This window comes from Kitasatospora sp. NPDC059599 (genome assembly GCF_042735125.1).
GTDB lineage: Bacteria > Actinomycetota > Actinomycetes > Streptomycetales > Streptomycetaceae > Kitasatospora.
The window spans coordinates 24,851-33,753 of record NZ_JBHWCL010000103.1; the positions used below are offsets into that span (position 1 = coordinate 24,851).

General features: G+C 74.6%; 11 protein-coding genes. 6 read left to right on the plus strand and 5 right to left on the minus strand.

Features of this window, described 5'->3' with window-relative positions; translation table 11 throughout:
* The first annotated feature begins 300 nt into the window (after nucleotides 1-300).
* Both ACFV04_RS29620 and ACFV04_RS29625 read left to right on the plus strand, forming a co-directional pair.
* Complete coding sequence (locus ACFV04_RS29620) at nucleotides 301-582, plus strand: CBS domain-containing protein (RefSeq protein ID WP_380533685.1); 282 nt, start codon at nucleotides 301-303, stop codon at nucleotides 580-582.
* 26 nt (nucleotides 583-608) lie between these two features.
* Complete coding sequence (locus ACFV04_RS29625; protein WP_380335283.1) at nucleotides 609-1,265, plus strand: pyridoxamine 5'-phosphate oxidase family protein; 657 nt, start codon at nucleotides 609-611, stop codon at nucleotides 1,263-1,265.
* A 177-nt stretch (nucleotides 1,266-1,442) separates the two neighbouring features.
* Here the strand turns inward: ACFV04_RS29625 and ACFV04_RS29630 are convergent, their stop codons facing one another.
* Nucleotides 1,443-1,826 (minus strand): hypothetical protein, encoded by a 384-nt coding sequence (locus tag ACFV04_RS29630; RefSeq protein ID WP_380335285.1) that lies wholly within the window; start codon nucleotides 1,824-1,826, stop codon nucleotides 1,443-1,445.
* Nucleotides 1,827-2,075: 249 nt separating this feature from the next.
* Between ACFV04_RS29630 and ACFV04_RS29635 the strand changes: the two genes are divergently transcribed.
* From ACFV04_RS29635 to ACFV04_RS29645, 3 genes are all read left to right on the plus strand, one after another.
* The gene (locus ACFV04_RS29635) at nucleotides 2,076-3,335 is read left to right on the plus strand and encodes an esterase/lipase family protein (RefSeq protein ID WP_380335288.1); all 1,260 of its coding nucleotides are present in this window, start codon (nucleotides 2,076-2,078) and stop codon (nucleotides 3,333-3,335) included.
* A gap of 11 nt (nucleotides 3,336-3,346) precedes the next feature.
* Nucleotides 3,347-4,390, plus strand: a complete 1,044-nt coding sequence (locus tag ACFV04_RS29640; RefSeq protein WP_380533688.1) for an alpha/beta fold hydrolase — start codon at nucleotides 3,347-3,349, stop codon at nucleotides 4,388-4,390.
* A gap of 375 nt (nucleotides 4,391-4,765) precedes the next feature.
* Entirely contained in the window at nucleotides 4,766-4,984 is a 219-nt protein-coding gene (locus tag ACFV04_RS29645; RefSeq protein ID WP_380335293.1) for a DUF6480 family protein, read from the plus strand.
* A 140-nt stretch (nucleotides 4,985-5,124) separates the two neighbouring features.
* On the opposite strand, the gene ACFV04_RS29650 is transcribed toward ACFV04_RS29645, so the two are convergent.
* Nucleotides 5,125-5,616 carry a universal stress protein gene (locus tag ACFV04_RS29650; RefSeq protein ID WP_380335296.1) on the minus strand — a complete coding sequence of 164 codons (492 nt, stop codon included), beginning with the start codon at nucleotides 5,614-5,616 and terminating at the stop codon, nucleotides 5,125-5,127.
* Nucleotides 5,617-6,235: 619 nt separating this feature from the next.
* Between ACFV04_RS29650 and ACFV04_RS29655 the strand changes: the two genes are divergently transcribed.
* The gene (locus tag ACFV04_RS29655; protein WP_380335299.1) at nucleotides 6,236-6,565 is read left to right on the plus strand and encodes a carboxymuconolactone decarboxylase family protein; all 330 of its coding nucleotides are present in this window, start codon (nucleotides 6,236-6,238) and stop codon (nucleotides 6,563-6,565) included.
* A gap of 97 nt (nucleotides 6,566-6,662) precedes the next feature.
* On the opposite strand, the gene ACFV04_RS29660 is transcribed toward ACFV04_RS29655, so the two are convergent.
* The 3 genes from ACFV04_RS29660 to ACFV04_RS29670 all read right to left on the minus strand — a co-directional run bounded on the left by ACFV04_RS29660 (nucleotide 6,663) and on the right by ACFV04_RS29670 (nucleotide 8,692).
* Nucleotides 6,663-7,070, minus strand: coding sequence for a peptidoglycan-binding protein (locus ACFV04_RS29660; RefSeq protein ID WP_380335300.1), 408 nt, complete (start codon nucleotides 7,068-7,070; stop codon nucleotides 6,663-6,665).
* A 226-nt stretch (nucleotides 7,071-7,296) separates the two neighbouring features.
* Nucleotides 7,297-7,974 carry an SMI1/KNR4 family protein gene (locus ACFV04_RS29665; RefSeq protein ID WP_380335303.1) on the minus strand — a complete coding sequence of 226 codons (678 nt, stop codon included), beginning with the start codon at nucleotides 7,972-7,974 and terminating at the stop codon, nucleotides 7,297-7,299.
* A 160-nt stretch (nucleotides 7,975-8,134) separates the two neighbouring features.
* Nucleotides 8,135-8,692, minus strand: coding sequence for a YceI family protein (locus ACFV04_RS29670; RefSeq protein WP_380533691.1), 558 nt, complete (start codon nucleotides 8,690-8,692; stop codon nucleotides 8,135-8,137).
* Nucleotides 8,693-8,903: the final 211 nt, after the last annotated feature.

The window sequence follows — 8,903 nt, forward strand, 5'->3', positions numbered from 1 at the left end:
GGTCTGCTGCCACGACGTGACCTCCGTGCCGACCGGTCTGCCTCCAGTCTGCGGACGGGCACGCCGGTTCGCTCGACGCCGCCCGGCGGGCCGGTCCGCGCCGCCGGGCCCGCTTCGGCGGACCGGCACCCGCCCGCACGGGGCACCACGGCCGCGCGGCGCCCCCGCCCCCGTGGTGTGCCGACCGGGTTGCGCCGTGCTAGGCCGGACCGGCCCGGCGGCAAGGACCGTACGGCCCTGTTCGCAGCCCTCGGGCGGACGGACAGTGAAGGCGGGGGTACCGCAGGAGGAGCGAGGAGCGTGCAGCACCGGAACGTCCAGGACGTGCTGACCCGCGAGGTCGTCGCCACCCGGCCCGGCACACCGGTCGAGGAGGCCGCGGCGCCGGTCCGCCGCGACGCCGTCCCCGTCGTTCCCGTCGTCCCCGCTGTCCCCGCCGTCCCGGTCGTCGACGACCGGGGCCGGCCGCTCGGCACGGTGTCAGGGGCCGACGTGATCCGCGGGGCGGCCGTCCGGCCGGACCCGGGGGCCCGCCACCCCGGCAGGCGGCCGACGCGAAGGACCGCGCCCTGCCGGCCGTGACCCCCGTCCACGGAGGAGCCGTCGCCATGACCGAACACCCCGATCCCGCCGCCGTCGCCCGCCGGATCGTCCGACGCCGTGACCAACTCGGCCTGAGCGAATGGATGCTGGCCTACCGGGCGAACATGGCGCCGGCCTACCTGCGGCAACTCCTCGGGTCCGGGCCCGAGTTCGACCCGCCCGCCTTCGCCCGGATCGCCGCCGCGCTCGGGGTGACCCGGCCGGAACTGCTGTCCGGCGGCCACCGCCCGGACGCGCCGCCGGGACAGGCGGACCCCGGCCCGCGCCCGCTGCTGCTCCACCTGACCGGGCCCCAGTGCTGGGAACTGCTCGGCACCCACGGCGTCGGCCGGGTCGGCCTGCCCCTCGGGCCGGCCCCCGTGGTCCTCCCGGTGAACTACGCGGTGGACGCCGCGACGATCGTCTACCGCACCTCCCCCAAGGGCGCGGCCGCCCCGGACGACGGCTCGCCCGCCTCCTTCCAGGTGGACCACGTCGACGACCACCGCAGCCGCGGCTGGAGCGTCCTGATCCTCGGCGAGGCCCATCACATCGACGACCCCGAGGAGCAACAGCGCCTCGCGGCGCTGCCGGGCGCCGCACCGTGGGCCGGCGGCGCACGGCCGCTGTGGGTGCGGATCCGGCCCGGTGAGGTCACCGGCCGCCGGATCGGTACGGGGTGAACGCCCCGGGCGTCGGCGCGGCACCCACGGGCCGGACTCCGCCGAGCCGCGGGTGCGCGGTGCCGGTCACGTCCCCACCCCGGTGCGCCTCAGCCGTGCCCGTGCGCGTACCCGTTCCCGTGCGCGTACCCGCGCCCGGAGTGCAGGCGCGGGTACGGGTGGGGCGTGGCCGGGGTGTCACTGGTCGGAGTAGCTGAGGTCTCCCACCGTCCAGCTGCTGATGTCCTCGATGGCGATCCGGTACATGCCCCCGGTGTGGGGCAGGCCGTAACTGCCCTGCAGGATGCGGGCCAGGTGCAGGTGCAGGTGGGTGGGCCGTACGTCGGGTGGTGCCGCGTCCCCGCCGTCGGCGGTGGCGGGTGTCCGGAACAACGCGGCGAAGGGCTTCAAGTGGTCCGAGGCGGCGAGGACTTCGGCCACCCGTTCGTGCCAGAGGCTTTCCGGTGCCAGCCGGCCGGTGATGACCGCCCCGGGGACGACCACGGTCAGGGGCATCTGGTTGCTGCCCTCGGACTCCACCATCGCGGCGATGTCGACGAGCAGCGCATCAGAGTTCGACATGGATCCGAGGATAGTACGCGCCGGGGCGGCGGACCGGAACGATCCCGCACCCCGCGAGCGGGCCCGCTCGGCGGCGGGCCCGCGGCGGTGCCCGCGCCCGGGGTGGGGGAGAGGGCAGTACGGGGCCTTGCCAGGTGGCCGACCGCCACACCTCGGCGCCCGGGGTGTGCGCCGCCGACATGGGGCGCACGCTCCGGCGTCCGTAGCGTGTCGCGCACTGGACCCTCGGCGTGAAGGAGTGAACGGGGTATGCGAAGAGGCCTGGGCCTGCTGCTCGCGGGCGTGCTGGCGCTGATCGGCGCGGTCGTCCCGTCAGGGCCGGCCGCGGCGGCGGTGCCGTCCAACCTGAGCCTGGAGGGGAGCTACGGCAGCGTCGCCAACGGCTGGGACCACGTCGAGCGGTACCTCGACACCACGCCCGGCTTCCGCCAGGAGCAGTACCCGCCGGACGGCCGCGGCGACCAGGACGGGCAACGGCTCACCTTCTTCGGCGGCGTCAAGCAGCCATACTCCGGCCGCTTCCTGCTCTACTCGGCCCCGGGCTGGAACACCGGCGCGCACCAGGTCCCGGTCCTGCTGGTCCACGGCGCCAACGACAACCCGGACCGGGCCTGGGCCAATCCCGGCGAGTCCGGCGGCTACGGCTGCGGCGCCGCCTCCTGCCCGAACACCGGTCTGATGCAGTACCTGGCCGGGCGGGGCTACCGGGTCTTCGCGATCGGTTTCGCGCACAAGCAGGGCGACAACCTGATGCAGGCCCAGGAGGTCGGCGACGCGGTCGCACTGATCCGCGCCAAGCTCGGGGTCCCCCAGGTGGACCTGGTGGGCTGGAGCAAGGGCGAGATGTCGACGCGGGCGTACGTGTCCTCCGTCAAGCCGGCCTGGGGGCGCCCGTACGCGGGCGACGTGCGCAAGCTGATCACCCTCGGCGGACCGAACGGCGGCTACGACTACCCCTTCGCGCACGGGTGGGCGCACGACTTCTCGATCTGGCCGCAGTGCGGTGGCGCGGTCAACGCCCCCTCCCCGCACCTGCACATGACCTGCTACGGCACCTACACCGCGCACCCGGAGTTCTCCTTCACCCCGACGGGCGGCTACGACGACTACCCCGGGCAGCGGCAGATGCTGGCCCGCTGGGACTCGGTCTTCGGCGTCGACCAGACCCAGCAGGACTGGTACACGACCTACTACGGCGGCCAGGGCTTCTACACCGACGGCGGCGGCATCCAGGCCGCGATCGACGCCGGCTCGCTGATCGCCCCGCTGCGCAGGGCCGGGGTGCCCTCCTCGGTGACGGCGTACCTGCTGGCCGGCGGCACGCCCGGCATCCTCGGGATCTTCAACGAGAACCGCGGTCCCAGCGACGGCGTGGTCTTCGTGTCCAGCGCGCTGGACACCACCGGCTTCGGCACCGTCGGCGGCACCGCGCTCATCACCCTCGCCAACCACCTGGAACTCGGCTGGGACGGCGCGGCGAGCGCGCAGGTCGCCGGCTGGCTGAACTGAGGACGTCCCGGATGAGCACCGACAGTACGATCGCCGACCGACTGATCGCCACCGACCGACTGACCGTGAACTACGCCGAGATCGAGGGCCGCACAGGGGAACCCGTGGTCCTGGTGCACGGCAACGTCTCCTCCGGTGTCTTCTGGCACCCGACCATGGCCGAACTCCCCGCCCGCTACCGCCCGCTGGCGCCCGACCTGCGCGGCTTCGGCGGCACCGAACCGCTGCCGGTCGATGCCACCCGGGGCCTGCGCGACCACAGCGAGGACCTGCTCTCCTTCCTGGCGGCGCTGGCCCTCGGCCCGGTGCACCTGGTCGGCTGGAGCATGGGCGGCGGCGTGGTGCTGCAACTGCTGCGCGACCGGCCGGAGCTGGTCCGCTCGCTCACCCTGGTCAACCCGGTCTCCCCGTACGGCTTCGGAGGCACCCGCGGGGCGGACGGACGGCTCAACTCGCCCGACGGCGCGGGTTCCGGCGCGGGCGGCGCGGCCCCGGAGTTCGTCCGGCTGCTGCGGGAGGGCGAACTCGGCGCCGGGTCGCCGTTCGCGCCGCGCTCGGTCCTGGACACCGCCTACGTCAGCCGGCCGTTGGCCGAGCCGGACCGCTACCTGGCCGCGATGCTGGCCACCCGGGTCGGGGAGGACCACTACCCGGGCGACGTCCGCCCGAGCGACACCTGGCCGGGCTTCGGGCCCGGCGACCGAGGGGTGCTCAACTCGCTGGCGCCGACCCACTTCCGGATCGACGACCTGGACCTGGTCGAGCCGAAGCCACCGATCCGGTGGATCCGCGGTTCGGCCGACGTGATCGTCTCCGACACCTCGCTCTTCGACCTGGCCCACCTGGGCGCGCTCGGTGCGGTTCCGGGGTGGCCCGGCGCCGACACCTGCCCGGCACAGCCGATGGTGGCGCAGACCCGCGCCGTCCTGGAGCGCTACGCCGCCGCGGGCGGGCGGGTCGGCGAAACGGTGATCGAGGGAGCGGGGCACAGCGTGCAGCTGGAGCGGCCGAAGGAGTTCCTGGCGGCGCTGGTGGAGACGCTGGACGGCGCGTAGCGGTACGGCGGGCCGGTCGGAGCGGGCCGGTCGGCGTGGGAAGGCGGGCGTGGGAAGGCCGCGGGCGGTCACGGCACGTGACCGCCCGCGGGCGCGGTCCGCGGCCGGCAGCTCGGGGACGCCGTCCAGGCGGCGCGGGCAGTGGGCCGTCGGCGGGTCACGGTGTGCCACCCGACCGAGCGCGCTGCCCTCCGCCGGAGGTGCATGACGCTGCGGAAACGGTGCGACTGGGGGGACGGCGCTCGCGGAGCGACCATGGGAGCCGATGATCCACCGGGCCACCGGCGGGTCCGGGAGGCCCGGCCTGCCGAGTGCGTGCGCGCCGGGAAACCTCACCGCCGGCGCCCCGGACATCCCCGACCACGGGAGCACGTCATGACCGTCGACCAGCAGAGCCGCACCCACGAGCGCCCCGTACCCGTGAGCCCTCCCACCGAGACGCCCGAGTGCGAGGCCTCGACGTGCGCGGGCATCTCGACGCCGGAGTCCGTCGAACTGCACACGGCCTGGCCCGGCTGGATCCCGCTGCTGGTGATCGCCGTCATGGTCGTGTGCTGCGTGGGATTCGCCGTGGGGAGAATCGCGGGGTGGTGACCGCTGGTGCCCCTCGGGCTGCCGGTGCCCTACCGGCGGCGAGCCCGGGGACGGAGCGACCCCGGGCCCCGGAGGCCCCGGCGGGGGACGCGGCACGGACGGTCCGGCTCACAGGCCGGCTCACGGTCCGGCTCACCCGTTCACCCGGCTGAGCCCTGCGTGTCGTGCGGCACGACGACCACGGGCACGTGGGCGTGATGGACGATCTCGGTGCTGGTCGAGCCGAGGGAGAGCCGGCCCCAGCGGCCGGCGCCGCGGGACCCCACCACCAGCAGGCCGGCGTCCTGGCTCGCGTCCAGCAGGACCTCGGCGGGCCGGCCGCGCTCACAGCGCACCTCGACCTCGACGTACGGCTCGCCGACCTGCTGCCGCAGTTCCTCGACCGTGTCCGACACGTCGCGGGCGACGGCTTCCTCCAGGTGCGGCGCGGCCGCGCCGCTCCCGCCCCAGCCGGTCATGGACCGGTCCGCCGCCTCGGCGTGCCGGCCGCCGAAGGCGCAGACGGCCCGCACGCCGACCCCACGGATCTGCGCCTCGCGGAGCGCGAAGAGCACGGCCTTGCGGGCGGGCTCGGAGCCGTCCGTACCGACGACGACCGGACCGGTGGGACCGGATGCGGGAGTGGTGTTCACGGGGACCTCCAGGACGTGCGGCCTGACCGCGGCCCCGCCCGGTCCGGCGGGTTCGGAGGAGACCGGTGCGGGTCGGTCCGCTGCCTTCAACGATCCTCCGTGAACGCTCCGGCGGCACATCCGCCCCCGCCGCGGCCCGCCCGGCGACTCCGGGGCGCCCGCCCGGGGCGCCCGGATTGAGCCGTACGGTCCAGAACGTCGGCCCGTACGGTCCAGCACAGCGGTCCGTCCGGCCCAGGACGGCGGTCCGTCCGGCCCATGACCCGCCGATGGAGCCGGCCCTACGGTGAAGGCGGGGCTTGCGGTCCGGATCCCCCTCGAACGAGATCCCGGACGGTCGTCATGCGAGCCGACGACCTGCTCCACACCAGGACGGGGCCGCGCGGGGGCGCCGCCGTGGTGTCACCGGCGGCGAACTCGACGCCACCACCGCGCCGCCCGCGAAGCGTACGCGTCGCCCCCGATGCCGCACGCGTCGACCCGGAGCCACCGCGTCGCCGGCCCCGGAGCGCCCGGCCTCCCCCGGTTCGGGGGCGTGCCGTCCGCGAGGCCGCCGGCGTCGCACGAGTCCACGACATGAGCCGGTACCGACCCGAACAATCCGCGGAGATGGTCTGACATGACAATCGCATCCGAGACCCCCGTCCTCGACACCCTCGCGGCGATGACCGCCGATTCGATCGAACGCTGTGGCCTGGCCCCCGACACGCTGATCCTCACCCGGATCGCGGCGTTGGTGGCGATGGACGCACCAGCCGTCTCCTACCTCGCCCACCTCGAACCGGCGATGAGCGAACACATGACGGCGGAGCAACTGCAGGACGTGCTGGTCGCGATCGCGCCGATCGTCGGCACCGCACGCGTGATGTCGGCCGCGACCCACATCACGGAGGCACTCGGGATAGCCATCGCGGTGGCCGACGCCGTCGAGAGCCAGGGCGGGATGTGACACGAGCGCACGGAGGGCCGCCCCGGGTGCCCGCCGAGGCCCGGGTGGCGGGGGTCCGGTTCGCGCGGCGACCGGGCCCCCGCCACTGCCGGATCGGCTACGAGTACGAGGGGACGTACGCCTTGCAGTAGTCCCGGAAGTGGTCCTGGCCGGCCCAGTTCAGGATGACGGTGCCGGTGGCAGGGCCGACCACGCCGTCCACGTCGAGCCGGGAGGCGTTCGGCTGCGCGTTGTTGGCCGCCTGCAGCCACTCGACCATGGCGTAGGTGGCCGGACCGAAGGAGCTGTCCAGATCGAGCCTGCCGGGCGCGGACGGCCCCGGGTGCGGAGCGTCGGCGATGAAGTTGAGCATCTGCTGGACGCACCACACCGGGGTCCCGGAGGTGACGTGCCCGTACCCGATGTACGCCGCGTTGGGGTTCGCGCTGGCGGTACCGCCCCCGACGACCAGCGCCATGCCGGCCGCAGCCACTACCAGCGCCGACTTGGCCTTCTTGTTCGGCATTCGATGTCCCCGTTCATGCGTCAGATGATCAACTACGTGCGACGCACAGGCTGACACGCCGGGCGCCGGGCCGAGCGGGAATCGGAAGGATCTCCGGTGTGAGGTGTGCCACCCGGCGGCTCGTCGATCGACCGGGGGCCGATCGTCCGTCAAGGGCCGCTTCGGCTCCGCCCGTTCGGTGGCGGGTGGGGCGCGCGCCGGGGTGGGTGCCACCGGCTGCGCGTGGTCACCGGATCTGCTGTTCGGCCCGGTCGAGCCAGTCCAGGTACCAGCGCGCGAATGTCACGGGCTGCCCCTGTTCGGTGAGGAGGGGGGCCAGGTCGACGTCGTCGACCCGGTCGTCGGACCAGATCCGGCCGCGCTCCGGTCCGCTGATCACCAACCACTGTCGGCCGGCGCAGCCGAGGTGACAGATCGCGATCGCGCCGACGGTGCGCTCCGGGTCCCACAGCACGTCCGCCCACCGCCGGTCCCAGTCCTCGTAGGCCGTGTCGAAGTCCTCCTCGTCGTCGAACTCCTCCTCCTCGGGGCGCTCCCCGGACAGCTTCTCCAGGACCGCCGGGTCGGGGCCCCGCACCGGGAACGGTTCGGCGAGCCGGGACCGGTCGGCCAGGTCGGCGCCGTCGCCGGTCCACCGCCACCCGTCGTCCTCGCGCTGCGCGGGGAAGACCCCGTACGCCGGGCCCGCCCCGCCCGCGCCGACCGTCAGCAGGAACGTGCGGTACTCCTGAGGCAGCCGGACGCCGATCTGCGCCTCCAACTCGGCCAGCTCCGCGGGCGACAGCACCGGGTCCAGCCGGAACCCGTGGCCGGCCGCCCCGAACACGGGACGTGACCCCGCCCCTGATGCGGCGGCCAGCGCCCGTACCCGCTCCCGCACGCCCACCCACACCTGATCGTTCACGGGGCGGAGAGTAGCCCGCGGCTACGACATCGCCGGCGCGGCGGCGGGTACGGGCCGCCGCTGCTCCTCCCGGTGACGCGCGGGGTGGGGCCCGGACGTCGTGGTCCGGGCCGCAGGACCGTCTCCCGTGCGGTGGCGCCGCCGGCCGGGGCCGCCGCCGCTACTTCTGCTTGATCGCGGAGATGTCGAACTCCAGGACGACCTTGTCGCCGACCAGGACACCGCCGCCCTCCAGGGCCGCGTTCCAGGTCACGCCGTAGTCCTTGCGGGAGATGGTGACCGAGCCCTCCAGACCGACCCGGAGGTTGCCGTACGGGTCGACGGCGTTGCCGGTGTACTCGAAGTCGATGGTGACGGAGCGGGTGGTGTCCTTGATGGTGAGGTCGCCGGTGACCCGGTACTCGGAGTCGGAGCGGGCCTCGACCGCGGTGCTGCGGAAGGTGATCTCGGGGAAGGCCGGCGCGTCCAGGAAGTCGTTGGCGCGCAGGTGCTGGTCACGCTGTTCGACGCCGGTGTCGATGCTCTCGGTCTTGATCACCACCTGGCCGGACGAGCGGGACGGGTCCGTGCCGTCGAGGTGGGCGGAGCCTTCGAAGGCGTGGAACGCGCCGCGGACCTTGGTCACCATGGCGTGGCGGGCGACGAAGCCGATCCGGGTGTGGGCGGGGTCGAGGACGTAGTCCCCGGTGAGGTCGGCGAGGCCGCTGGTCGTGGTCAAGGTTCCTCCGTGGGGCCTGGACCCGGGCGGCGGTCCGCCCGGGTCGTTCCCGAGGCACGGTAGGGCGTGCCGGGCGCCCGGCTCGGCCGAACGCGCGGGGCCGCGGAAGAGTGCACTCCGACCGGTGACCCGGCACCGCCACCTCCCCGCCGCCGCCCGCCGCGCCCTGCGTGGCGCGCCCCGGGCCCGGGGCGCCGGTCGCCCTACCGAC

Excerpts from the sequence above, each read along its gene's own strand:
- ACFV04_RS29640 (WP_380533688.1), top strand. The coding sequence starts at position 3,347 with ATGAGCACCGACAGTACGATCGCCGACCGACTGATCGCCACCGACCGA.
- ACFV04_RS29655 (WP_380335299.1), top strand. The coding sequence starts at position 6,236 with ATGACAATCGCATCCGAGACCCCCGTCCTCGACACCCTCGCGGCGATG.
- ACFV04_RS29630 (WP_380335285.1), bottom strand. The coding sequence starts at position 1,826 with ATGTCGAACTCTGATGCGCTGCTCGTCGACATCGCCGCGATGGTGGAG.
- ACFV04_RS29635 (WP_380335288.1), top strand. The coding sequence starts at position 2,076 with ATGCGAAGAGGCCTGGGCCTGCTGCTCGCGGGCGTGCTGGCGCTGATC.
- ACFV04_RS29660 (WP_380335300.1), bottom strand. The coding sequence starts at position 7,070 with ATGCCGAACAAGAAGGCCAAGTCGGCGCTGGTAGTGGCTGCGGCCGGC.
- ACFV04_RS29625 (WP_380335283.1), top strand. The coding sequence starts at position 609 with ATGACCGAACACCCCGATCCCGCCGCCGTCGCCCGCCGGATCGTCCGA.
- ACFV04_RS29645 (WP_380335293.1), top strand. The coding sequence starts at position 4,766 with ATGACCGTCGACCAGCAGAGCCGCACCCACGAGCGCCCCGTACCCGTG.